Annotated in this window: 24 protein-coding genes; 10 read left to right on the top strand and 14 right to left on the bottom strand. The window is 52.3% G+C overall.

Annotation, left to right across the window (positions count from 1 at the left end):
- Positions 1-61: 61 nt before the first annotated feature.
- The 6 genes from J2I47_RS16005 to J2I47_RS16030 form a co-directional block, all read right to left on the bottom strand.
- Positions 62-571 (bottom strand): GtrA family protein, encoded by a 510-nt coding sequence (locus J2I47_RS16005; protein WP_207365597.1) that lies wholly within the window; start codon positions 569-571, stop codon positions 62-64.
- Between the two features lie 100 nt (positions 572-671).
- The gene (locus J2I47_RS16010) at positions 672-2099 is read right to left on the bottom strand and encodes an NADH-quinone oxidoreductase subunit N (RefSeq protein WP_207365787.1); all 1428 of its coding nucleotides are present in this window, start codon (positions 2097-2099) and stop codon (positions 672-674) included.
- Between the two features lie 132 nt (positions 2100-2231).
- A complete protein-coding gene (locus tag J2I47_RS16015; protein WP_207365598.1) occupies positions 2232-3701 on the bottom strand; it encodes a complex I subunit 4 family protein in 1470 nt (489 codons plus the stop codon).
- Between the two features lie 21 nt (positions 3702-3722).
- Entirely contained in the window at positions 3723-5657 is a 1935-nt protein-coding gene (nuoL, locus tag J2I47_RS16020) for an NADH-quinone oxidoreductase subunit L (RefSeq protein WP_207365599.1), read from the bottom strand.
- Between the two features lie 144 nt (positions 5658-5801).
- The gene (gene nuoK, locus J2I47_RS16025) at positions 5802-6149 is read right to left on the bottom strand and encodes an NADH-quinone oxidoreductase subunit NuoK (protein ID WP_229374685.1); all 348 of its coding nucleotides are present in this window, start codon (positions 6147-6149) and stop codon (positions 5802-5804) included.
- 43 nt (positions 6150-6192) lie between these two features.
- Positions 6193-7044: a 3'-5' exonuclease gene (locus J2I47_RS16030; protein ID WP_207365600.1), complete on the bottom strand. Its 852-nt coding sequence runs from the start codon at positions 7042-7044 to the stop codon at positions 6193-6195.
- Between the two features lie 199 nt (positions 7045-7243).
- On the opposite strand from J2I47_RS16030, the gene J2I47_RS16035 reads away from it, so the two are divergent.
- Entirely contained in the window at positions 7244-7705 is a 462-nt protein-coding gene (locus J2I47_RS16035; RefSeq protein WP_207365601.1) for a regulatory protein RecX, read from the top strand.
- A 1-nt stretch (position 7706) separates the two neighbouring features.
- Here the strand turns inward: J2I47_RS16035 and J2I47_RS16040 are convergent, their stop codons facing one another.
- The 3 genes from J2I47_RS16040 to msrA all read right to left on the bottom strand — a co-directional run bounded on the left by J2I47_RS16040 (position 7707) and on the right by msrA (position 9947).
- A complete protein-coding gene (locus J2I47_RS16040; RefSeq protein ID WP_229374687.1) occupies positions 7707-7850 on the bottom strand; it encodes a DUF2283 domain-containing protein in 144 nt (47 codons plus the stop codon).
- Between the two features lie 189 nt (positions 7851-8039).
- Positions 8040-9032 carry a ribonucleoside-diphosphate reductase small subunit gene (locus tag J2I47_RS16045; protein WP_207365602.1) on the bottom strand — a complete coding sequence of 331 codons (993 nt, stop codon included), beginning with the start codon at positions 9030-9032 and terminating at the stop codon, positions 8040-8042.
- Between the two features lie 228 nt (positions 9033-9260).
- The gene (gene msrA, locus J2I47_RS16050; RefSeq protein ID WP_207365603.1) at positions 9261-9947 is read right to left on the bottom strand and encodes a peptide-methionine (S)-S-oxide reductase MsrA; all 687 of its coding nucleotides are present in this window, start codon (positions 9945-9947) and stop codon (positions 9261-9263) included.
- A 181-nt stretch (positions 9948-10128) separates the two neighbouring features.
- Here msrA and J2I47_RS16055 point away from each other — a divergent pair, with 181 nt between their 5' ends.
- From J2I47_RS16055 to J2I47_RS16095, 9 genes are all read left to right on the top strand, one after another.
- Positions 10129-11799 (top strand): hypothetical protein, encoded by a 1671-nt coding sequence (locus J2I47_RS16055; RefSeq protein WP_207365604.1) that lies wholly within the window; start codon positions 10129-10131, stop codon positions 11797-11799.
- Positions 11800-11839: 40 nt separating this feature from the next.
- Positions 11840-12541 carry a glycosyltransferase gene (locus J2I47_RS16060; RefSeq protein ID WP_207365605.1) on the top strand — a complete coding sequence of 234 codons (702 nt, stop codon included), beginning with the start codon at positions 11840-11842 and terminating at the stop codon, positions 12539-12541.
- An 81-nt stretch (positions 12542-12622) separates the two neighbouring features.
- A complete protein-coding gene (locus J2I47_RS16065) occupies positions 12623-13627 on the top strand; it encodes an STELLO glycosyltransferase family protein (protein WP_207365606.1) in 1005 nt (334 codons plus the stop codon).
- 128 nt (positions 13628-13755) lie between these two features.
- Positions 13756-14832 (top strand): NADH-quinone oxidoreductase subunit G, encoded by a 1077-nt coding sequence (locus J2I47_RS16070; RefSeq protein ID WP_207365607.1) that lies wholly within the window; start codon positions 13756-13758, stop codon positions 14830-14832.
- 78 nt (positions 14833-14910) lie between these two features.
- Entirely contained in the window at positions 14911-16071 is a 1161-nt protein-coding gene (nuoH, locus tag J2I47_RS16075) for an NADH-quinone oxidoreductase subunit NuoH (protein ID WP_207365608.1), read from the top strand.
- Between the two features lie 7 nt (positions 16072-16078).
- A complete protein-coding gene (locus tag J2I47_RS16080; protein WP_207365609.1) occupies positions 16079-16639 on the top strand; it encodes a NuoI/complex I 23 kDa subunit family protein in 561 nt (186 codons plus the stop codon).
- Between the two features lie 145 nt (positions 16640-16784).
- Entirely contained in the window at positions 16785-17342 is a 558-nt protein-coding gene (locus tag J2I47_RS16085) for an NADH-quinone oxidoreductase subunit J family protein (RefSeq protein WP_207365610.1), read from the top strand.
- A gap of 63 nt (positions 17343-17405) precedes the next feature.
- Positions 17406-18974, top strand: coding sequence for a cryptochrome/photolyase family protein (locus tag J2I47_RS16090; protein WP_207365611.1), 1569 nt, complete (start codon positions 17406-17408; stop codon positions 18972-18974).
- A gap of 134 nt (positions 18975-19108) precedes the next feature.
- A complete protein-coding gene (locus tag J2I47_RS16095) occupies positions 19109-20287 on the top strand; it encodes an acetyl-CoA C-acyltransferase (protein ID WP_207365612.1) in 1179 nt (392 codons plus the stop codon).
- A 101-nt stretch (positions 20288-20388) separates the two neighbouring features.
- Here J2I47_RS16095 and J2I47_RS16100 read toward each other — a convergent pair whose 3' ends face one another.
- From J2I47_RS16100 to bshC, 5 genes are all read right to left on the bottom strand, one after another.
- The gene (locus J2I47_RS16100) at positions 20389-21402 is read right to left on the bottom strand and encodes an aspartate-semialdehyde dehydrogenase (protein WP_207365613.1); all 1014 of its coding nucleotides are present in this window, start codon (positions 21400-21402) and stop codon (positions 20389-20391) included.
- 57 nt (positions 21403-21459) lie between these two features.
- Positions 21460-22206 carry a porin family protein gene (locus tag J2I47_RS16105; protein WP_207365614.1) on the bottom strand — a complete coding sequence of 249 codons (747 nt, stop codon included), beginning with the start codon at positions 22204-22206 and terminating at the stop codon, positions 21460-21462.
- Positions 22207-22334: 128 nt separating this feature from the next.
- Positions 22335-23036 (bottom strand): porin family protein, encoded by a 702-nt coding sequence (locus J2I47_RS16110; protein WP_207365615.1) that lies wholly within the window; start codon positions 23034-23036, stop codon positions 22335-22337.
- Positions 23037-23133: 97 nt separating this feature from the next.
- Positions 23134-23724, bottom strand: coding sequence for a 5-formyltetrahydrofolate cyclo-ligase (locus J2I47_RS16115; RefSeq protein ID WP_207365616.1), 591 nt, complete (start codon positions 23722-23724; stop codon positions 23134-23136).
- 12 nt (positions 23725-23736) lie between these two features.
- The gene (gene bshC / locus J2I47_RS16120; protein WP_207365617.1) at positions 23737-25371 is read right to left on the bottom strand and encodes a bacillithiol biosynthesis cysteine-adding enzyme BshC; all 1635 of its coding nucleotides are present in this window, start codon (positions 25369-25371) and stop codon (positions 23737-23739) included.
- Between the last annotated feature and the right edge of the window lie 184 nt (positions 25372-25555).

Here is a 25555-nt window from a genome sequence, read left to right on the forward strand (position 1 = left end):
ATCTTTGCAGAACGGCATGCGGTCTTGAAAAACTACAGAAAATGCATTCAAGATGACCGGATCAATACATGTCCTGATCCTGCCGGTTTGTCCGCGATTTTATGCGGTCATACACGCCCGTACTGCGGAACGTGAGTAGCTTGTGACCGAAGAAATTGGCCAGAAAACTGAGCCCCATGCCCACTACGTGCGACCCTGCTTCGCGCCAGATTTTGTCGAGGTTAGGGAAGAGGGGGTTGGCAATATATTCCAGTGTGAACTTGGCCACATATACCTGCACGGCTAAGGCCACACCAGCAATGATCAAAAATTTAATGGCTTCCCGCTTTGTGTTGCCCGTGTTACCAGCCGCAAAGGCGTACTTTTTAGTGGGGATAAACGTGAGTACAGTGGCCGTGAGGTAACCGAATAAAACGCTGGTGCTAAAATCTATTGCAAAAAATTCTCGGTATAGAAATCGACTCACAAAGTTGATAGAGGCACCGAGCAACGCCGTTAAGAAAAAGGAGAAAAACTCCCGTGGCGCTTTGTATTTTTCTGTCTGCACGATGCTGATATCGACTGGCTGCACGATGAATAAACTAAGGTTGGTCCGATTAATAGCGCAAATGTACGGATCAACGCTTTTTGCTAGTCAATTAACTTACTTGACTGAGCTAACGGGACAATGTTCAGATAAGCCCTTGAAATAAATTAGGCAACAAACCTAATGCCAGCGTAAGCACGGTAGCCGCAATGAGTACGATTCTATAAAAAGGAGCTACCCGGATTGTGTCGGTCTGCCCCTCGCGGAAATACATGGCGATGACAACCCGGAAGTAGTAATAGATACCCACCGCCGACATCAGCACGGCTACAACCAGCAGCCAGACAGCCCCGCGGTCGGCGGCGGCCGAGAAGACCATAAACTTGCCCCAAAAACCCGCCGTGAGCGGAATTCCCGCCAACGACAGCATAGAAACAGCCATGACAAAGCCCAGCAGGGGATTTTTCCGGGCCAGCCCGTTGAACGCATCGTAATGTTCGTCGGTGCGGGCCAGCGTGGTCTGGTCACCAAAAACGGCTGCATTGAGCGGACGATTGCGGGCCACCAACATTAGTACGCCAAAAGCCGCAATGGTAGAGAGTGAATAGGCTAGTGAATAGAAAGCAATAGCCGGTTTCGATGCCTGCGATAGCCCTACCAGGCCAATGAGCAGATAACCTGCGTGCGAAATGCTCGAGTAAGCCATCATGCGCTTGAAACTGGCTTGGTATACCGCTGTAATGTTGCCGATCAGCAGTGTGAGTACAGTCACCACGGCCATAGCTACCCACCAGAAATCGTAGACGCCGCTGAAGGAGACAGACAGAATACGCAGCAGGGCCGCAAAACCGGCCGTTTTCACCACCGTCGACATGTAGGCGGTGAAGAGTGACGGTGCTCCGTCGTATACGTCGGGCGTCCAGAAGTGGAACGGTGCCGCTGATACTTTAAACAGCATACCAATCAGGAGCATAAACATGCCAACGTAAAACAGCAGCATAGAACCACCCGCGTTGGTTGCACTGTGTGCATAGTTACCGATGCCCGACAACACGAATGAACCCGTAGCGCCGTAGAGCAAGGCGATGCCAAAGAGCAGAATACCTGTGGCAAACGCGCCCATCAAGAAGTATTTCAGTGCGGCCTCATTCGAGCGGAGATTGCGCTTGTCGCTACCCGTAAGTATATACATGGCTACCGACAAAATTTCGACGCCGACAAAGAGCATAATCAGGTTCTCGAACCCAATCATCATGATTGCCCCCACCAGCGAAAACAGAAGAATAGCATAGTATTCAGCGGGTTGTGCATCTTCATCGTCGGCCAGGCTACCCGACAATGACACCACCATAAACGTTGAGAGCAGCACAACACCCGTGAAAATCATGGCAAGGTTGTTCACCAGCAGCATGTCGCGGAAGTACATATACGTTTTGCCCCAGTCCAGGAAATTGGCGACAAACGCAATGACCAAAAACAGTAGGGTAGCCGGCAACAGCAACGCCCGCGATTTCTGAAAACCCAGAAACAGTAGCGCAATGCCCGAAAGAGAAAGTAGAATGATGGGAAGCATCTGAAGACAGTCGTAAGTCTGGAAAGTCATAGGGAGGAGTCCTATGAGTCTGGAAAGTCATCTCTGGAAAGTCAGTTAAGGCCACTTTCCAGACTCATAGGACTCCTCCCTATGACTTTCCAGACTTCAATCCTATTTGATGAATTGCATAAGGTTCAGCACGGCGGGTTCAGTCAGTTTCAGGAATGAGGCAGGATACAGTCCCATCCAGAACACAAACACGCAGAGAATGAGAAGCACATAACTGTCGCTGCCCGCCAGATCGACGAAAGTTGCCGTGCGGGGGGCGGGTTGGCCAAACATACTTTTCTGGTACATCCGCAGCATATATACCGCCCCAAAAATAATAGTCAGTCCAGCCGCCAGACCGATGTAATGATTGTAGCCATATACGCCCGACAATAGCAGGAATTCACCCACAAAACCGTTGGTTAGTGGCAATGCCACGCTGCCGAGCAGGATGATCATGAAATACACCGTAAGCCGGGGGGTGTTGCGTGTGATGCCGCCCAGCTGATCGAGCTGACGGGTACCGGTGCGCTGTAAAATTAGTTCGGCGATAAAGAAAAGGCCAACTACGTTGACACCGTGCGCCAGCATTTGGATCAATGCTCCCTGCAAGCCCATCTCCGACCGCGAGAATACGCCCGCTGCCATCAGGCCTACGTGCGAGAACGACGAGTAGGCAATAAGCCGTTTCATATCGCGCTGCCGGACGGCGATGATGGCCCCGTAGACGATACCGATCACCGCCAGAATCATGGCGGTGCTGCCCCAGATATTAACACCTTCCGGCACGATGGGTAGAATGAGGCGAATGAGGCCATAAACACCCATTTTCAACATAATACCCGCCAGCAACATCGTGGCTGGTGTTGGCGATTCAACGTAGGTATCGGGCTGCCAGGTGTGGAACGGAAAGAGTGGCATTTTTACGGCGAAGGCAATGAAAAACGCCCAAAACACCCAACCCTGAGCTTTTGCTGACAAGTTTAGTGCATAGAAATCAGCAATGGCGGCCGAATGAGCACCGCTGACAAGGGGCGTTTGGCGATAGAGGTACACCAGTGCCACCAACATAAGCAGACTGCCGAAGATGGTGTAGACGAAGAATTTAAACGTGACGGCAATCCGATTTTCGCCGCCCCACATGGCTGCGAGAAAATAGATTGGAATCAGCGCGGCCTCAAAGAAAAAGTAGAATAAAAATCCGTCGCGGGCCACAAACACACCCATTAGGGCGGCCTGCATAAACAGGATCAGGGCATAAAACGAAGTAGGTCGGGTGTAGGTCTGTTTAAATGTTGACAGAATAATAAGCGGCGTGACTAGTCCTGTGAGCACCACCGGCAACAAGCTGATACCATCAATAGCCCCACTGAGCCGCACACCACTCGATCCGTTGGTGGCAGCCCCAAACCAGGCGTAATCAAAGCCGAACTGATACTGATCGTTGGCAACAAAGGTGAAGAAAACCACCCCTACTATCACCAACTCGCCAATAGCGCCTATCAGGGCAGCGGTCTTGGCTATAGTATCCGTCGAAAAGAGAACCGCAGTAGCCGCTACGATGGGAAATAGAATGAGAAATAACGTAAGCATAGTGACGTATGACGGTTGCGATCAGTTAAATACCTTCCAGTTGAAGAAGCGCAGGGCAATAAACAGGGTGATACTCAGCACCATCAAGAGCACATACAGCCCGATAGAACCACTTTGCGCCCGGCGAAACACGCCTGCACTGCTCCGTACTGACCAGGCTACCCCGCCTACTACAGCGTCGATGACAAATTCGCCAAGGCTATAGAAGGCATCACCAAGACCGCGAACAGGCCGCACAATGAGCCGGTCGTAGAAATCATCGATGTAGTATTTACCATACACCACCTGTTGGGGCAGTGAACGTACCTGCGAATCGGGAGCAGGTACGGCGGCGTTGCGTACATACATGACGTAAGCAACAACAGCCATGACAATGGCTACCCCCGCCGAAATGCTCATCAGCATTAATTCGGTACCGTGGTCGAGGGCGTTGGCTTCAAACAGAGCTGGGTTAGCCTGCCGCGCCTGATCAAACAGGGGCGACATAAATTCGGCCAGCACGCTGTGTCCACCCAGCACCTCAGGTACGTTCATGAATCCGCCAACTACCGACAGTACGGCCAGCACCAGCAGGGGCAGAGTCATGCTCAGCGGTGACTCGTGGAGGTGGTGTTTCTGTTCGTCTGTACCCCGGAATTCGCCGAAGAAAGTCAGAAACAAGAGGCGGAACATATAAAACGACGTCATGGCCGACCCCAGCAGACCCAGCGCCCAGAGTACCTTACTATGCTCGTAGACGTGCGCCAGAATCTCATCTTTCGAGAAGAAACCAGCGAAGGGTGGAATACCAGCAATGGCAATAGTGCCCACCAAAAACGTCCAGTACGTAATGGGTAATGACTTCCGCAAACCACCCATGTTCCGAATATCCTGCTCATTGCTCATGGCGTGGATGACACTACCGGCACCCAGGAACAGCAGAGCTTTAAAAAAAGCATGGGTAATGACGTGGAACATACCCGCCGTGTAAGCCGCCGCGCCCAGACCCAGAAACATATAGCCCAGCTGCGATACGGTTGAATAAGCCAGTACTTTTTTGATATCGTTTTGCAACAGGCCAATCGACGCTGCCAGCAGAGCCGTGGCAATGGCAATGCCGCCAATGATGTCGAGCGTGAGCGGGGCCATGCTGAAGAGCACGTTGGCCCGCACTACCATATAGATGCCCGCCGTCACCATGGTGGCCGCGTGAATCAGCGCCGACACCGGCGTGGGGCCGGCCATCGCATCGGGGAGCCAGGTAAACAGCGGAATCTGCGCCGACTTACCCATCGCCCCTACAAACAACAGCAGCGTAATGGTCAGGATCACCGGCGCATTGACGTCCATGCCCACTACCTGCTCAAACACGTCGGTATATTCGACTGAGCCAAACGTGGTCATGATGGTGAAAATGCCCAGCAAAAAGCCCAGATCGCCAATGCGGTTCATAACGAAGGCCTTCCGGGCGGCGTTATTATAACTTGTGTTGGTGTTCCAGAAGCCGATAAGCAGGTATGAACACAGCCCCACGCCTTCCCAGCCGATAAACATGATAACGAAGTTCGACCCCAGCACCAGCAGCAACATGAAGAACAAAAACAGGTTCAGAAACGCCATGAACTTGCCGTACCCCTCGTCGTGGTTCATGTAGCCGATGCTGTATAAATGAATCAGCGAACCAATACCCGTCACGATGCCCAGCATGAGCATGGTGAGCTGATCAATCTGGAACGAGAAATTGATGTGCATCTCCCCCACACTGATCCAGTCGAAGAGGGTGGTTTTGATTACGGCATCGTTGCCTGCGTGGAAATTGCCCCAGAGCAGGCAAACACACAAAAACGCCAATACCGGTCCCGCCAGACCAACTATACCAACCAGGCTGGTCGGCACTTTGCGGAAACCCAGCCCATTGACCACAAACCCCAGCAGGGGTAGCAACGGAATTAAGATACAGAGTAGATGAGGAGACATAGGAACGAAACGGGTTCAAGGGTCAACGTCTAAGGTTCAAAGCGGTCCGTCGCTGCGGTTGCTTCGCGCATTACCGCTATGGAATAGGCGAAATAACCGTAGCGAGGGCGCCTTGAACCTTAGACGTTGAACCTTGAACTTCTTTTACCACTTCAATTTGTTGAGCACCCCCACGTCGATAGTGCGGATGTTACGATAAATCATGACAATAATGGCCAGCCCAACCGACACTTCGGCGGCAGCAACGGCCATGATGAAAAAGACGAATACCTGCCCCGTAGGATCGGACCGGTACGACGAGAAGGCGATGAGGAGAGTATTTACGGCGTTGAGCATCAATTCGATAGACATGAATATGATGATGGCGTTGCGCCGGGTCAACACGCCGATGATGCCAATGACAAACAGGGCGGTGCTAAAGATGAGGTAATAATTCAGCGGAATCTGTTGAATAACCTCAGGAATGTTGACCGCTACGTCGTTTGGTTGCATAAGTGCCAATGAATGTAAAGTGCGGGCAAAGGTAGGATAAAATCTATTTTTCCCGTGAAGCGCCCCGCGAATGCGTCCCGTTCAGTGCTCCCGTCAACATGCGAAGGCGGATTTCGGTGAGCCGGCGTTTGGTATCCAGCGAAAAGTCGCCTTTCTGGATCCAGTCGTAAAAAGCAGGCTCGGTTTTCAGTACGTCGAGCACCAGTTTGCCGGCATGTTTGCCAAAGTTAACAACGGCCTCACCTTTTTCATTATAAACCATCCGCCCGGCCAAGTCTACGTTGCTGTTGCGGGCAATGGCATCCAGGGCTTCCACGTCGTTGCTAAGGGTGAACTCCAGTCGCCGGCCTTCATCGCGAATGGTGCGGCCCAAATGCTCCTGCACTATCGTGTCCAGAATTTCGAATGTGGCAATGGTATCGGCTTCGGCACCGTGGGCACCAATCAATTCTTTCCCGCAAAAATGCCAGTATGCGGCCGTGAGATTACGGGGTTCCATAAGGTGGTAAATGCGCTGCACGTCCACCATCCGCCGGTTTTTCACGTCAAACTCGACGTTGGCGCGGAGAAATTCTTCTACCAGCAGCGGGATATCGAAGCGGTTACTGTTGAACCCGGCCAGGTCGCAGCCCTCCAGAAACTGCGCCAGCGTACGGGCAATGGCCTTAAACGGTGGCGCGTCTTTTACATCATCGTCATACAGACCGTGTATCAGGCTCGTTTCCAGCGGAATAGGTATACCTGGGTTCACCCGAAACGTTTTCACCTGCATTTCTCCCCCTACCATTGCCTTGGCCACACAGAGTTCCACGATCCGGTCTTTGGCGGGGTTAACGCCGGTGGTTTCGAGGTCGAAAAAAGCTAGTGGCTTCTTCAGAATAAAGTGATGCGTCATGGACAAGGTATCTCGTAGGCCGAAAAGGTAGGCCACAAAAATAAGCGAGGATTGTTTCTGTGAATAGGGGCTTCAAAGTCTAAAGTCCAACATTGGCTGACGCATAGGTGTTCTGGCGCCAGCCAACGTTGGACCTTAGACTTTGTACTTTAGACTTCCCCCTCCCGAACCTCACTCCCACCGACGGTGTTTTTGGGGTATGACCGAATACCTCAAAGATGCTCTGCGGAAGATCGCTTCGTACTGCGCGTATCAGGAACGGACGCAGCAGGAAGTACGCAAACGGCTGGACAAATGGGACATCTACGGCGATGATGCCGAAGAACTCATTGCCGAACTCATCACGCAGGGCTACCTGAGCGAAGAGCGGTTTGCTACGAGTTTTGCGGGAGGTAAATTCCGGGTTATGGGATGGGGCAAGCGCAAAATCACGCAAGAGTTGAAACAGCGCGGCATCACGGGCTACAACCTCAACAAAGCCCTCGCCAACATCGCCCCCGACGATTATAAGTCGCGCCTCGTTGAGCTTATCGACAAAAAGCGCGGTCTCATCCGTGATGACAACCCGTTGGTTGTCAAACAGAAATTAGCCCGCTACGCCCTCAGCAAAGGTTACGAATCGAACCTGGTTTGGGAGGTGCTGGGCGCGGAAGAGGAGTAGGCTAAGCTACTTCCAGTTCTAGCTTGGTGGGTTGAATATTGCGCTTTGATGCATTCATAATTTCAATGCCAACGATTTGACCATTAGCGTCATACTGGATTATGACGCCAGGACGGCCTTCATCTCTCTTCAATTGGGGAGTCATTCAAACAAACCTATAGAACATCAGCTTCCCGGTCGTATTTCAGTTTCATAGAACGGGTTAATCATTTTAGTTTGCCGCAGAAGCTGAATGTTACGTACGTTAGTCCTAGGATAAACCGAAAGACAAGGGGCGCAACGAGAATTGATCTCCCTGCGCCCCTTGGGCTTTAACATTGAACGTTGAACGTCCTCAAAAATCTTCTTCCATCGAGAACTTGCCGACTTCTTTTTCTTTGGTGGTTGAACTCATCACGCCGGCTTTCTGGTATTCGCCTACTTTTTTTTCGAAGAAGTTAGTTTTTCCCTGTAGCGAAATCATGTCCATGAAATCGAAGGGGTTGGTAGCGTTATACATTTTTTGCAGACCTAGCGTAACCAGCAGGTGGTCAGCCACAAACTCGATGTATTGCTTCATCAGGCCCGCGTTCATACCAATGAGCGAAACAGGTAGGGCGTCTGTCACAAATTCCTGCTCAATTTCTACCGCATTGCGGATGATGTCATACACCGCCGCCGGGTCCATTTTGTTACGGATGTGATCAGTGTAGAGCAGGCAGGCGAAATCGCGGTGTAGGCCTTCGTCACGCGAGATCAGCTCGTTCGAAAACGTCAGGCCAGGCATAAGGCCCCGCTTCTTCAGCCAGAAAATAGAACAGAATGACCCAGAGAAGAAAATGCCTTCTACGGCCGCAAATGCAATGAGTCGCTCGGCGAAGGTGCCATTTTCGATCCAGCGCAAAGCCCATTCGGCCTTTTTCTGCACGCACGGAATGGTATCAATGGCGTTGAGCAGCCGGTCTTTTTCGACGGGGTCTTTGATATAGGTATCAATCAGCAACGAATAGGTCTCCGAGTGAATGTTTTCCATCATGATCTGGAAACCATAGAAGCATTTGGCCTCGGCATACTGCACCTCCGACAGAAAATTGACCGCCAGGTTTTCGTTTACGATACCATCGGAAGCGGCAAAGAAGGCCAGCACGTGCGAGATAAAATGACGTTCGCCGTCGCCCAGGCCGTTCCAGTCTTTCATGTCCTGCCCCAGATCAATTTCTTCGGCGGTCCAGAACGACGCTTCGTGCTTTTTATACATCTGCCAGATGTCATCGTGCTTGATGGGAAACAGCACAAAGCGGCTTTTGTCTTCTTCCAGAATAGGTTCTACACTGACTTCGGTAAGCATAAGGTATGAGTTGTTTAGCGATGAAAGACCGCCTGTTCGGCGCGTTGATAGTTGTTGCGGTCAACAAAAATAGCGATTCATCCGGGGCCGTTGCCAGTTACCGTTAGATATATTTCTGACGTTAGCGAATGGTCCAAACCATAAAGACAAAGCGCCCATTTCAGAGTAAAATGGGCGCTACTAACTAGGGAAACTGGCAAATTTACTTAGTGAACAAATTCATACAAGCTACTGATTAACAGCGCCTTCGGGCTTCAGTTTATCAGCCAGATGCTTTTTGAATTTCTCCACTTTAGGCATGGATACACTCATGATGTAAAAGTCGTCAGGGTGAGCGCGGTAATACCCCTGGTGATATACTTCGGCGGGGTAAAACGCCTTAAACGGCACTACCTGCGTCACCACCGGATCGGTGTATTCGCCCGACGCATTGAACCGGGCAATGGCCGCTTCCAGCGAGGCCTTTTCGGCGGGGGTACGGTAAAACGCCATCGACCGGTATTGGGTGCCGCGATCTGGTCCCTGCCGGTTGAGTGTGGTAGGGTCATGTGCCATCAGAAACGCCTTGGCCAGCGTATCATACGGAATCACCCTGGGGTCGTAATACACTTGTACAGACTCGGCATGGCCGGTGCTGCCGGAGCCAACTTCTTCGTAAGTGGGTTGCCCGCCGGGTCCACCCGCGTAGCCCGACACGGCATCACGCACTCCTTTGAGCAATTCAAATTCTTCTTCGATACACCAGAAGCAGCCCGCCGCAAACGTAGCTACGGCCTCGCCGGGTTTTGGTTCGGGCAATTTGGCAATAGACGTGTCTTTAGCCTCGCTCTCCGCCTTTTTATCTGCTTCTTTCTTGGTCGCACACCCCCCCGAAAAGAAGCTCAACAGGGCAATAAGGGCAACATATGGTTTCATGTGTCAGGTATGTTTATGAGATAACCGTATGTACGAGAAAAAGGTGGCGGGAGCAGTACCATAGACTTCAGTCCGTGTATTCCTGACTCACAGACAGAAGTCTGGAACCATCCCCGGTTGCTCATATTTCGGAGCATCAGGCTGAAAACCGCTAACTTGCGGCTTCATTCAATCTTAAGCAATGCTCGGCAAGAGACGTAGCGATCTTCTTGGCTTACTGTTTGTTCTGCTCAGTAGTTGGGTACTCATCTACCAAATCACCCATCGGCTAGACATTGTTGCCACCGACGACGATGTGTATTTCCGCAATGGACTAAACGCCACCTGGCGCAACCTGCCGCCCACGCAGATGGCCCCGCTTTTTAGCCTGTGGTACATTATCATTCAGGCGTTTACGGGAAATGTCATCAGTACATACTACGTCAGTTGGGCCATTATGTCGGTGCTGCCGGGGCTGGGTTTCTACGCGTTGCTGCGTAGCCTGCGGGTAGGGGTGCCTACAAGCGTATGGCTCACGGTATTTTTCCTGTTTTGCCCCTTAAACTTTCCGCTGTCACTCAAGGTATCTGTCTTTACAATGCTCTGGCTCATGGGCGGGTTGGTCGTGGCCAACCGAACAGTTTCACCGCTGGGTAAGCTGGTAGCCGCCGCCGCTGGTGCCCTGCTCGCCACCTATGGCCGACCAGAATTTTACCTTGGCTTTATCCTGCTGAGCATTCTTGCGGCAGGTTACTGGTTTTGGCAACGACGCAGGCAGGGCACTCAGACTTCAGAGACAGCTCATTTACCCTACGCACTTATCTCGCTGGTAGGTGTGGCAGCAGTGCTCGTGTTATGGCTGGGCTTTCCGCTGGCAGGCGGACGGAGCCACATCGCATTTGGTCAGCATTTTGCCATGAACTATGCCGTTTGGCATCCCGGATTTCCGTTTTCGCCGTGGATGCACTCGCAGGAGTTTATCCGCGCCGGCTTTGGACGCGACATAACGTCTATGGGCGACGCATTTTTTCTCAATCCGAGCATGTTCATGAAGCATGTTGGTCAGAACCTGATTAACTTGGTTAAGATGACCGCGCAAATGCTTCAGGATGTGCTTATTACGCCCTGGCTTTCACGGTTAGTATTTCCGGGACGGCGCTATCTCATTCTCGCCATGCTGGTAACGATATTGGGCATTACCAACTGGAAACAATCGCTGATCAACTGGCGGGCAGGATTCCGGCGCGATGGCTGGTTCTGGGTGTGCGTACTGCTCTGTATTGCGCCCACGTTTATTTCCTGCATCCTTATTTACCCCCGCGAACATTACGTTGTTTTTCACCTGCTGGCCTATATACCACTGGCCGGGGTGCTGTTGCGTGACTGGGCTACCCGACCACTTTTGGCGAAACAACCCGCTTCACTAGCCTACATAGCCACTACACTGTTGCTTGGGGTATTTCTTTGGCCTCACTGGCAGACGGCCCGGCAGCCCCGTCCCCGCCCCATTGCCCATTTGCTCACAGGGTTGCAACAGATACCAGTGCAGGGTCATGTCAATATGATCGGTAGTGTGCCATTACTCTACAAACTATACCTCGGCGAAAATTGGAACTTCGATTTTCTGGAGCAATATCGCCCCAAAGACATGCAGGCGTTTATGGCCGAACGCAAGATCAATTGCGTCTACATGCGTCCTGAAATGGTGGCTGAATACGGTAAAGACACTTATTTTGCCCAATTGGTAGCTGATCCTGGTTCGCTGGGTTTTACACGCTATCCCGTTTCACCAACCGAAACCGCCCAACCCGACCGCTGTGTGCTGGTCAAAAATGAATTAGTTGCCGCCAATCATTCACCCAGAATCCCCTGACGTGTTTTTCTACCAAAGCAATTTCGCCATCGTCACCCCCATGGCGAACGAAGAAAACGAATTCGACGAGTACACCGCTGCCCTGGCTGCTGAGCTAGACAAGATTCAATCGGGCCGGGTGTATATGGTTATCGACAACGTCACCAAAGACCGGACGCTGGACATGGCGCGGGCGCTGTCGGCGCGGGATAACCGGTTCGTTACGATTTGGGCACCCGAGAACCGTAACATTGTGCATGCCTACCTCCGTGGCTATCGCGAGGCACTTGCCAACGGCCACGATATCATCATTGAAATGGACGCGGGCCTGTCACACGATCCGCGTGCGATCCCGATGTTTTTGCGCGTCTTGAACGAAGGCAATGAATGTGCCTTTGGGAGTCGGTTTATTAATGGTGGCTCTATTTATAAATCAAATTTCAAACGCACATTTTTGTCGAAGATTGGCACGTATATGTCGACTGTTTTGCTCGGCACTACCATGCACGATATGACTTCGGGTTATCAAGGGTTTCATGCAAATGTGGTAGCTGAATTTATGGCTTATCCGTTAAAATCGACAGCGCACTTTTACCAGACAGAGCTACGCTATCTGCTTCGTAAAAAACGCTTTGCCGAAATACCCATTCATTACAGGGCACCGTCGCCGAGTGTTTCTGAAAATGCCATAAAAAACTCACTATCAACGCTTTGGTATTATTTCAAATTACGTCTGGCGGGTAAGGCAGCGTTGATTGAATAAAAAAGATAGACCGCTGATCGTTATGATTTTTATGATCCAATATGATAATCATAACGATCAGCGGTCTATCAATCAATAAATATGAACGACAATACCTTTCTTATAATTACCTCTATCGCTGCCCCCAACGCCGTATTGAAAGATTGTGCCCAAAATGCACATCTGAACGGGGTAAACTTTGTGGTGATGGGCGACACCAAATCACCCCCAACATTTGAGTTGGATGGCTGTGATTTCTGGAGCCTCGACCGGCAGTTGACGTTGCCATTTAGTTTGGTCGAAAACCTGCCTACACGCCACTACGGCCGCAAAAACCTGGGCTACCTCGTAGCAATGCAACAGGGCGCGCAGGTGATCCTCGAAACCGACGACGACAATTACCCGTTGGCTCCATTTTGGGAAGCTCGCAACCGGCAGCAGTCGGCGCATCCGCTAACGCAAACAGGCTGGACGAACGTGTATAAGTACTTCACCGATAAGTACATATGGCCCCGTGGCTACGCGCTCGAACACCTCCACGACCCACTACCCGCCCTGCCGGGACTTGGCTCTGTAGATTGCCCCATTCAGCAGGGCCTGGCCAACGAAAACCCGGACGTCGATGCCATTTACCGGCTCACCCTACCTCTACCCGTTTCGTTCGACGAGCGCGAAAGCGTAGCCCTCGGCGACGGGGCCTGGTGCGCCTTTAACTCGCAGAATACCACATGGTTTGCTGAGGCATTTCCATTGCTGTATTTGCCGTCGCATTGCAGCTTTCGCATGACCGACATCTGGCGGAGCTACGTAGCCCAACGGCTGGCCTGGACATGTGGCTGGAGCATTCTGTTTCACAACGCCACCGTTTGGCAGGAGCGCAACGAGCACAACCTCATGCGTGATTTCGAAGACGAGGTGAGCGGCTACACCCAGAACAAGCAAATCTGCGCCGATTTGGCCGCCCTCGACCTCCCCCACGGCCGCGAACACCTGCACGCTAATCTGTTGACCTGCTACCGGTTGTTGACGGAGAAAAATTACGTCGGTAAAGCCGAAATGCCCCTGGTTGAAGCCTGGGTTGCCGACCTGCGTCAGTTGGGTTTCTGAGTGCTTTGTCGTTATTTTACGGTAAGAAACGGCCCTGCCTCTGGCGGATTTTGGCCGCCCCTTCGTTATAGTATAAGAGCCTGCCCGACGACGCTCTTTCAGCGACGTAATGAACTGCTTGCACAACAATGGTCGATAATCAGATTCAACTCATTAAAGTAACCGTAGACGGGATTGAAGTCGAGGTGGAACCGGGAACAACCATCCTGCAGGCCGCCCGAAAAATTGGTCCCGAAGTGGCCCCTCCGGCCATGTGCTACTACCAGCCTTTGAAAGGTAGCGGCGGCAAGTGCCGGGCCTGTCTGGTACGGGTAGCGGCGGGTTCTGCCAAAGATCCGCGTCCCATGCCTAAACTGGTAGCCTCGTGCATCACGCCCGCGCAGGATGGTATGGTAGTTGAAAATTTCAGCAGCCCGCAGGTGCTTGATGCCCGCAAAGGTGTGGTGGAATTTCTCTTGCTCAACCACCCCCTCGACTGCCCTATTTGTGATCAGGCCGGGGAGTGTGATCTCCAGAACTTCGCCTTTGAACACGGCACCTCGGCTACGCGCTATGAAGAGGACCGCCGCACGTTCGAGAAGCACGATCTGGGTCCGTACATCCAACTGCACATGACGCGCTGCATTCTGTGCTATCGCTGTGTGCATACCGCCGACCAGATCACCGACAAGCGCGTGCATGGTGTATTGGGCCGGGGTGATGCCGCCGAGATCGGAACGTACATTGAAAAGGCCATCGACAATGATTTTTCGGGCAATGTCATCGATGTGTGTCCCGTAGGTGCCCTGACCGATAAGACGTACCGCTTCAAAAACCGGGTATGGTTCACTAAACCCGTCGATGCTCACCGCGACTGCCCCACCTGTTCGGGTAAGGTATCGCTGTGGTACCGAGGCAGTGAAGTGATCCGCGTTACGGCCCGTAAAAATGAGTGGGGCGAGGCGCAGGAGTTTATCTGCAACACCTGCCGGTTCGAGAAAAAAGAAACAGCTGATTGGGTAATTGAAGGTCCCACGAAGATTTCGCGGTCATCGGTTATTTCGGCCAATAAATACCGCGCCGACCTCCAGAAACCCAGTTTTGGTGACCGCGTAGCTGCCGCCGAATACAAACCCATCGACGACAAACGCGATACCAGCCAACTCGGTATTCAACAGCTTCCTCCCGAACGCTTCGCCAAAACGCTGCCATCAGCAAAAGAGTAGACGTTAGACTTTGGACACTGGATGCTGGACAACTGAAAAAGTTCAGCATCCAGTGTCCAACATCCAGTATTCTTACAAATGGAATTAACCGTTCTCGTTATTAAATCGCTTGTGATTCTGGCTGTGTTCGGCATCACGCTGCTGATTGCTACTTACTCGACGTATGCCGAGCGGAAGGTAGCCGCGTTTTTGCAGGACCGCATCGGACCAAACCGGGCGGGTCCTTTCGGGCTGCTACAGCCTATTGCCGATGCAGGGAAGATGTTTTTTAAAGAAGACTTTATTCCCGCCCAGGCCAACAAGTGGCTCTTTATTTTGGGGCCGTGTCTTGCCATGCTTACCGCCCTGATGTCGAGCGCCGTGATTCCCTTCGGCGACAGCATTCGCTATGGTAGTTTTGAGGTACCGGTGCAGGGTATTGATGTCAACGTGGGGGTCTTATATGTCTTCGGCGTGGTGTCGCTGGGCGTATATGGCGTTATGATTGGCGGGTGGGCGTCGAACAATAAGTTTTCGCTGTTGGGTGCTATCCGGGCGGCGTCGCAGAATATCAGCTACGAAGTGGCCCTGGGACTTTCAATCATTGCCATCCTGATGATGACCGGTTCGCTGTCGTTGCGGCACATCGTGAATGAGCAAAATGGGTTTTTCCAGTGGAATGTGTTTACGCAACCATTGGGCTTCGTGATCTTCCTCACCTGCGCTTTCGCTGAGTGTAACCGTACTCCGTTCGACCTACCCGAGTGCGAAACTGAACTTGTAGGCGGCTACCATACCGAATACAGTTCGATGAAGCTGGGTTTCTACCTCTTCGCCGAATACATCAACATGTTCACTTCGTCGGCCATTATCTCGACGTTGTATTTCGGTGGATTTCAGTACCCGTTCATGCACCAGGTTCACGACGCGCTGGTGGATTCGTTGGGTAGCACAGTTGGCCACAACATTGCTACGGGCATTGGCACGGCCGTTTTGTTCGGCAAAATCTTCTTTTTCATTTTCTTCTTCATGTGGGTGCGCTGGACTATCCCGCGTTTCCGGTTTGATCAGTTGATGAATCTGGGCTGGAAAACACTGATCCCACTGTCGATCTTAAACGTAGTGCTCACCGGCGCAGGTTTGCTGTTCGATAAGTTCAAATACGCGACCTGGCTGATTGTGATCGTCATGATTATCATGGCCGCTACCAACGCTATTAAAGCGCCCCGCCGCAAACCGGTAACGGTGCCACAACTTTAAGAGAAACATGCTCACAAACCGATCAAAGCAAGTCAGCGTTAAAGAAATGACTCTGGCCGAGCGGATGTATCTGCCAGCTATCCTTGGTGGCCTTGGTATCACGATTCGGCACTTTTTCATGAAAAAGCCGACGATCCAGTACCCCGAAGTGAAGCGGTATCTGGGTCCGATTTTTCGGGGACACCACGTGCTGAAGCGTGACGAGCAGGGTCGCGAACGCTGCACAGCCTGTGGCCTTTGCGCCGTTGCCTGCCCCGCCGAGGCTATTTCGATGGTGGCCGCCGAGCGGAAAAAAGGCGAAGAAGCCCTCTACCGCGAAGAGAAATATGCGGCAGTCTATGAGATTAACATGCTCCGGTGCATCTTCTGCGGCCTTTGCGAAGAAGCCTGCCCCAAGCAAGCCGTATACCTTCGTCACGACCGCATGGTGCCTGTTTTCACGGAACGTGATCAGGTTATCTACGGCAAAGACCGGCTGGTTGAAAAACTCGACGACCGCTATATCCGCAATAACCCTGACGCACAAGCCACCCCTACCGAGCCGACGTTGTCGCGGTCGGTGGGATAAATTGAGTTCAACGTTTAATGTCTAAAGTTTAACACAGTCCGCTGCCGTGGTTGCCTCATAAGCAGGTCAGTTGTAGGTGAAGTAATCGTTGCGGCGAACCGTATTAAACTTTAGACGTTGAACTTTAGACTTTAAACTCTTCTCCATGAATCAATTCAATACTTTTCTGGCGAGTTTCAAGAATCTGACCACGGCCGGTTATCTGTTCTACGGATTGGGTTTGATCACACTTATCAGCGCTATCTCGGTGGTGACAGCCAAAAACCCGATCCACAGTGTGCTGGCCCTGATCTTTACGTTCTTCTGCCTAACCGGCCATTATATGCTGCTTAACGCGCAGTTTCTGGCCATTGTCAACATCATCGTGTATGCCGGTGCCATCATGGTACTGTTCCTGTTTGCGATCATGTTTTTGAACCTGAAAGAAGAAGACGAAGAAGCCAAAACCAACGTAACCAAAATGGCGGCGGTGATTGTGGGCGGCGTACTGATGGTGCTGCTACTTTCCATCTTCAACTACGCACCCGTGGGTACCTACAATCCGGCATCGTTTGATGCCAAAACGGGTCTGGTTGAACGCTTGGGTATTGTGCTTTATAGTGATTACATCTTGCCGTTTGAACTGGCTTCTATCCTGTTTCTGGTGGCGATGGTGGGTGCCGTTATGCTTGGTAAGCGCGAAGCTGGCGATCCCCACTTCTAAGCAAAAGTCATTTCTTTGTTTATAATAAAGCTGCCTTGGGGCGGCTTTTTTTGTTTATGAGCCATGACCGCCGCATCACCCAAAACCCTCCGCCTGATCCTGGGCGACCAACTCAACCAGCAGCATTCCTGGTTTCGTACGGTAGATCCAACCGTAGTGTACGTACTCATGGAAATGCGTCAGGAAACTGACTATGCTCAGCACCATATTCAGAAAGTAGTCGCCTTTTTTCTGGCCATGCGCCACTTTGCCGATGAACTGCGGCAGGCGGGGCATACTGTCACCTATTTGACGCTCGACAATCCGGCCAACACGCAGTCGTTGCCCGGTAATATTAACGAGCTAATTAATTTACAGGGCTTTACAAAGTTTGAGTATCTGCTGCCCGATGAACACCGCCTCGACAGGCAATTGGTGGAACTAGCTGCCTCGCTGCCTATCGAGACGGGCGTGGCCGATACGGAACACTTTTACACGAAGCGGGATGATTTTGCTAAACGGTTTGGTGCACGGAATTTTATTATGGAACCCTTCTACCGGGATATGCGCCGTAAGCACGGTATCCTGATGGAGAGCAATGACCCCAACGCGCAACCGGCTACCGGCCAATGGAATTACGACGCCGACAACCGCAACGGCCTGCCTAAAGGCTTCGTTGGTCCCCCTGCCCGCGAACACGCCCGCGATGTGAGCGACATCGTGCAACTACTTCAGCAACAGGGCGTAAGCACAATGGGTACGATTGACCCAGCCCGGTTTTTGTGGCCGGTAACGCGGAGCGAGTATCTTGACATGCTGGAACATTTTGCCGATAACCTGCTCTACGCTTTTGGCACGTATCAGGATGCAATGGCCCCCGCCGAGTGGTCGCTGTTTCATTCGCGGCTGTCGTTTGGCATGAACAGTAAACTCATCGCTCCGCGCGAGGTAATTGACCGGGTGGTAGCCGCTTATTGGGCTGACCCTGAACGCATCAGCTATGCACAGGTAGAAGGGTTTGTTCGGCAGATTTTAGGCTGGCGTGAGTACATGCGGGGTGTATATTGGGCCAAAATGCCTGCATTTGCGCACCTAAATTTCTTCAATCATCAACGAAAATTACCGCACTATTACTGGGATGCCAATACCCGTATGAACTGCGTACACCATGCCGTACGCCACTCGCTGACCTACGCCTATTCGCATCATATTCAGCGGCTGATGGTGACGGGCAACTTCGCGCTGCTGACCGGCATCCATCCCGATGAGGTTGATGCCTGGTATTTGGGTGTGTACATCGACGCTATCCAATGGGTTGAAATTACCAACACGCGGGGCATGAGCCAGTTTGCCGACGGGGGTATTGTAGGCACTAAACCCTATGTATCCTCGGCAACATACATCAACAAGATGAGCCATTATTGCACTGGTTGTCAGTACGATAAAGCTAAAAAAGTAAATGACAACAAAGGCAAACCGGCCTGCCCGTTCAACAGCCTGTACTGGGATTTCTACGACCGAAACCGCGCTAAACTAGAACACAACCCGCGTATTGGCATGATGTATCGCGTTTGGGATAAAATGCAGCCCGCCGATAAAGCAGCCATTTTGCAACAGGCACAGACGTATTTGGCCCAGTTGGAATCCCTTTGAAAATAGTATGCACGCATACTATTTTTTCTATCTTTGTACTATTCCGAATCTGACTTTGTTTAGTGAGTAGAACCTGCTTCAGAAGTTTATCAGGCTACTGAAGAATGGTAAACATTGAACTCTAAACTTCCTTTATGGACGCCTATATTGTAGCGGGCTTTCGCAGCCCCGTTGGTAAAGCCCCTCGCGGTGGTCTCCGCCTTACCCGCCCCGACGACCTGGCCGCCGAGGTTATCAAACACCTTCTGGCGCAGGTGCCCAACCTCGATCCAGCGCGTGTAGAAGACCTTATCGTGGGCAACGCCGTGCCTGAAGCCGAGCAGGGCATGCAGATTTCGCGTTACATTGCGTTGCTCTCATTGCCCAATAGTGTGCCGGGCATGACCATCAACCGATACTGTGGTTCGGGCCTTGAAGCCATTGCCATTGCCTCAGCTAAAATTCACGCGGGCATGGCCGACTGCATCATTGCAGGTGGCACCGAGTCTATGTCGATGGTGCCGGTGATGGGTTGGAAAACGGCCCTCAATTACGACATTGCTAAGGCGCACCCGGACTATTACATTGGCATGGGCCTCACCGCCGAGCAGGTGGCCGAGCAGTTCAAGATTAGCCGCGACGCGCAGGATGCCTTCGCACTGGAGTCGCACCGGCGGGCGTTGGCAGCACAGGCTGAGGGTAAGTTCACCGACGAAATAGTGCCCATCAACGTTAAGGAGACTTATTTTGATGCGGAGAGCGGCAAGAAGAAGACCCGCGAATGGACCGTTTCGCAGGATGAAGGCCCCCGGAAAGACACGAGCGCTGAAGGTCTTGCTAAGCTGAAGCCTGTCTTCGCGGCCGGTGGCTCAGTGACGGCGGGTAACTCCTCGCAAACATCCGATGGAGCGGCTTTTGTGATTGTCATGTCGGAACGGCTGGTGAATGAGTTGAACCTAAAGCCAATCGCCCGAATGATGTCCTACGCTTCGGCGGGGGTCGAGCCGCGCATTATGGGCATTGGCCCTGTTGCGGCTATTCCCATTGCGTTGCAAAAAGCGGGTTTGAAACAGGACGATATTGACCAGATCGAGTTGAACGAAGCCTTTGCCGCGCAGTCATTGGCCGTTATTCAGGAACTGGGTCTGGATCCATCCAAAATCAATCACAATGGCGGGGCCATTGCCCTAGGTCATGCTCTTGGCTCAACGGGCGGTCGCCTCACGGTGCAACTGCTGAACGAAATGCGACGCCGCGACGAGAAGTACGGCATGGTGTCGGCCTGCGTAGGTGGCGGTCAGGGCGTGGCCGGCATTTTTGAGCGACTGAATTAAAATAAACCTATAAGGTCCGAAGGGAGACCTGATAGGTTGAGCTAGAGCAAACTGCACCGACTCAACCTATCAGGTCTCCTTTCGGACCTTATAGGTTGAGTCTACGCTACTTCTGCTTCCTCAGCAACCAGTTCATGCTTCACCAGGTATTCAGCAATCTGAACGGCATTAGTGGCGGCTCCTTTACGAAGGTTATCGGCCACAATCCAGAGATTCAGCGTATTAGGCTGACTTTCATCGCGGCGTATACGACCCACGAATACCTCGTCTTTACCGTGGGCCGTCAGAGGCATGGGGTAAACTTTATTAGCGGGGTCGTCCTGCACAATGACGCCCTCAGCTTTTGCCAGTAAGTCTTTCACTTCCTGCACATCAAAATCACGCTCAAATTCGATGTTAACGGCTTCGGAATGACCGCCAATGGTTGGGATACGCACCGTAGTGGCTGTAACGCGGATTGAGTCGTCGCCCATGATCTTGGTCGTTTCTTTCACCATCTTCATTTCCTCTTTCGTGTAGCCGTTGTCGAGAAATACGTCGATGTGGGGCAGCACGTTCAGGTCAATGGGGTGCGGGTATACTTTGGCTACTGAATCGTCGCCGTTTCGTTCGGCAAACAGTTGATCAACAGCGGCTTTACCCGTTCCGGTTACGGATTGATACGTGGAAACCACCACCCGCTTAATGCCGTACTTCTCGTGCAATGGCTTCAATACCACCACCATCTGAATGGTTGAGCAGTTGGGGTTGGCAATGATCTTGTCGGCGGCGGTAAGCGTGTCGGCGTTTACTTCGGGCACCACCAGTTTTTTGGTTGGATCCATGCGCCACGCCGACGAGTTGTCGATGACGGTGATCCCGGCTTCGGCAAAACGGGGGGCCAATTCGAGCGAGGTACTCCCCCCCGCTGAGAAGATGGCAATCGCGGGTTTGCGGGCGATAGCTTCGTCGAAACCTACCACCGTAACTGGTTTACCCTTAAACATCACCTGTTTACCCACCGACCGCTCAGAGGCGACGGCAATGAGTTCGGTGACCGGGAAATTCCGCTCGGCCAGCACTTTCAGCATCTCGCCACCGACTAAGCCCGTGGCCCCAACGACTGCGATTTTCATAGAAATCTGTTTGTTTTATTGAAAAATTGACCGCAAAAGTACGGCTTTCTTGCCCATTTACCGACGTGAAGGCAACAAATAGCCAATACTGACGCCATAGGCCCGGTTATACAATGTTCCCCCGAACGACGAAGGGTCAAGAGTTGATACATTGTTCGGGTTTAGCGAAGCCAGATTCAGCGACGAGCGTTTCGAGTAGTTCAATAGCCCGTAGGAATAATACGCTGATACTGAGAATCCCATGTTAAGTTCGTAGCCTACCGATCCGATGGCGCCAAAGTCCCACTTGTTGAAATTACCCGTGTCAAAAGTGATCGGTTTGTCATTGATGGTACCGCCCGTGGCGCCCGCGATATACGGACCTGCACCAATCAGCACTTTCCCCGGTCCAGCGGGTAGCCCATACGTGATCTGAACGGGTAGTTCGAGGTAGTTGATCACAACGGCGGAGTTAAGGCTATTCCCTAATTGTTTTGGATCAATGCTGCCGCTGAGACCAAGTTTTGTGATCAAGTCAGTAGCAAACTGAACCACATTGGCGTTGCCCCCTTTGGTTGAATAAAGCAATTGTGGTCGCACTGACCAGTTTGCTGAGAGGGGAATATCAGCCATGATACCACCTCGAAAGCCCGTACGCTCACCAATCGGAATGGTTACCTTCCCCAGCGTAGTCAGCGACGACAGATCGACACTCGAATAGACAGTAGCGGCCTGCACGCCACCCTGCACCCCAAATCGGACCTGACCGCTGGTGCTGGTTATGCACAGCAACCATACTGTGCCCATTATAAATAGCCTGTTCATCAGTTCTTGCTGGTTAATGCGTCTACAAAGCAACGTCAGAACAGGCCATAAGCCAACCCGTTGAGGCATAAAACAACATACCCCGGCTGATTGGCCAGGGTATGTAGGAAACAGAGGCAAAAATGCGCTTAGTTGCCTGTACCAAAAAAGTAGCCCAGCGTGAGGCCAAACGAACGGTTCATAACGGTGCCCGTAGGCGTAAATCCAGGGTTGTTAGGGTCTGCCGGGGCGTTCGTGTTAGGATTTGACGAGATGGTGTTGGCGAAACCGTGGGAGTAGAAAGCCGAAATACTCATGCCCGCTGACGTCTCGTAGCCCAATGACAAAGCTGCACCAGCATCGAGGCGAGGCGTACCAGCCTCAAATGGTGTCGATACGCCGTCGACCGACCCACTTAGTGCATAGGCCACGTAAGGGCCAGCCCCTACCACCACTCGTCCCGAACCGGCATCAAACCCATACATGGCCTGCACGGGTAATTCAAGGTAGTTTGTGGTCAGCCGGATGGCTGCGACTTCGCCCAACAGCCCACCACCAAGTCCGCCGCCGAAACCACCCAGCAACGAACTGAAATCAACCTTATAACCTTTGGTCGAATAAAGCAATTGGGGCCGCACAGACAGTCGGTCAGTAACGGGTATATCGGCCATAGCGCCGATCCGGTATCCCCACGATGATGTTAAAAACGAGCTGGGATCAATACCACCAATGGCTCCGCTGCTGATAGAGACGTTGGACGACTGGAAACTGCTTTGCACCCCGAAGAGAATCTGAGCCTGAGCAGCCGTGGCAAGTAAGCAAACAATAATAGACAGGTAAACTCTTTTCATGTAATCTGATTTTTTGTGAATGGTTACGCAAATCAACGTAACAAGACAACATGAAGCAATGTGTCCATTACTATTCCGTCATGTTTACCCGGAAAGCCTACATCCAGTAAGTATGTTCAGGGCAAATGCAGGCGCGCAAAGCAATGTCTGTTAGCTCAATTGCTTCGATTTGCGGCACGGGGTCAAACAGAGATAACCCGATTTTGAGACAATCAGGGCGGCATTGGGCCAGTAGCCGGTCGTAATAGCCTCCCCCATAACCCACACGATGCCCTTGTTGGTCGAAAGCCAGTAGCGGCACCAGTACCAGATCAAATTTACCCGGCGGTACTGGCTGATCTATCGACGGCGGCTCGGGTATACCCCAGCGATTGTCGACCAACACTGTGTCGGGAAACAGGTCGAATGCAGGCAGCGTACGAGTGGCTGTATCCGTGATCGAAGCCACTACCCGAACGTGGGTAAACTCGGCCCATATTCGCCGGATAATGGGCCAGGTGTCTACTTCATGCTGACGGACAATGGGCAGGAACGTGTGCAACACAGCAGCGGGTCTGACCAGAACGTGCTGAATTTCCTCGTCCGCAAAAAACCGGTCGGCTAGTTGCTGGCTCATTGCAGAAACGGCTTCAAAAGTCAGTAAAGCCCGCTTTTGTTTGTATTCCGCACGAAGTTGAGCTTTTGTCATCTGAACCTTACGTTACCCTTCCAGACAAACCTGCATCTGGTAATTAAACGGGTCGAAGTTGTGGAGGAGTTTCTGGAGAAATTGCCGGTCGTTGAGGTAGAACGTCAGAAAATTGTCGGTGCGCTCCTGTGGGGTGCCGCCGGGGAACATCTCTTCTTTTACGGCCAGCAGCTGCCGAACGCCTACTTCCTGGTTGCGCTCTTCGGCCCGGCGCATCTTTTTTTCCAACCGCGCCACAGCATTGGCAAACCGCTTTGTTTCGGCCAGAACGGCCTTTTCCAGTGTGGGGTCAACGAGCTGGGCTTTCACCAAAATTGTTTCCAGCGCACGGGTAACGCTTTTGTTTTCTTCGTCGAAAGTCAGGCTATGTTCGGTATGGTGCTCCACATAGTCACGCTTGAGCGTCACCACGTCCTGAAACATATCAATCGTGTCGAGGCCCAGTTTGGCTATGCGTTGCGCCGTAACGCGGGGGACGTACAAGGCAAAATTGCGTGGCATCAGTAGCGGAAAGGCAATGCCATAATGATCAAACTCGCCCTTCAATTGCAACCAGTACGGCACCTCCGACGGCCCGCCGATGTATGCCAGATTCGGTAGAATAACTTCCTGATACAGAGGCCGCATCACCACGTTCGGGCTGAACCGTTCGGGGTGAGCAGCTAGTTCGGTTAAGATCTCGGCTTCCGAAAAACGCAGCTTCGTACCATTCACTTCATACACACCGGCGTCATTCCGGACAATGCGTTCCCGGAGGCCGTCGGCTCCAGAACCGGTAAGGTAGAACAGGTTGATATCGCGCGACGAAATCGGTGTTTTGTAGCCCAGCGCAGTCAGCTTTTCGGTGGTCGTGTTCACCAGGCCACTCGTCCGCTGCTGTTGCAGTTCGTCCCGCATAATGGGGGCAAATACCTGCTTCAGGGCGGGATCATCGGCATCGATACAGACAAGGCCCTCGGCCCCAAACAGGCTGTGCATGTAGTAGCGAACGGCGTCGGCTAACGTGCTGTGATTCAGATAGGCTTTCTCGAAAAGAGCCAGTTTCTCAGGAATTTCATCAAACAGCGAAGCCAGTTCGCGGGGGTCCATACGGCCTACGGCACCACGTTGCTCCGTATGCCAGGTGTGGGTCTTACCAAACAGCCGAAAATGGTTGATTTCAGCAAAATCATGGTCTTCTGAAGCCATCCAGTAAACTGGCACAAACGTATAATCGGGGTATTTTTCGGCTAGCTTCCGGGCTAGATTAATGATCGTAATGAGCTTATAGACAACGTACAGCGGACCGGTGCATAGATTCAGTTGGTGGCCCGTAGTGACAGTAAACGTCCTGCTGTTGCGGAGCTGCGCCAGGTTGGGCAGGGGCACGTCCGTTTCGGTGGCGAGGTGGGCGTACTGGCGTTCCAGTGCATCGACCAGAATAGCTCTGTTTTCATCAGAAAAGCCCTTTTTCTCTATCTGCGCGGCAAACGCCTCAATCGTGGGGTAATCTGTATAAAAGGAACGAAGCTGTGGATTGGGTTCAGCCCCGCCCGCACCGTCGGACCGGCTCCGGCCTACCGGTCCGGTATCTGCTGAACCAATATAATCGAGAAAAAGAGACGAAAACTGGCCGGTGGCCGAGAGGGGCACGTACTGACACTCCATGCAGCAGGTTGAATGACGGGTTACAGGTGAGGGAACGTGATGAGCGGGTTTCAAGTTTCAGCATCGGCGTAACCCCCCGCCCTAAAGGGGGCCTGCTGGCGCGTCAGCACACCTACAGCGGAGCTACTAACGCGCCAACAGGCCCCCTTTAGGGCGGGGGGTTATGCCGATGCTAAACCTCCTC

The sequence above is a fragment of the Fibrella rubiginis genome (assembly GCF_017353185.1).
Lineage (GTDB): Bacteria > Bacteroidota > Bacteroidia > Cytophagales > Spirosomataceae > Fibrella > Fibrella rubiginis.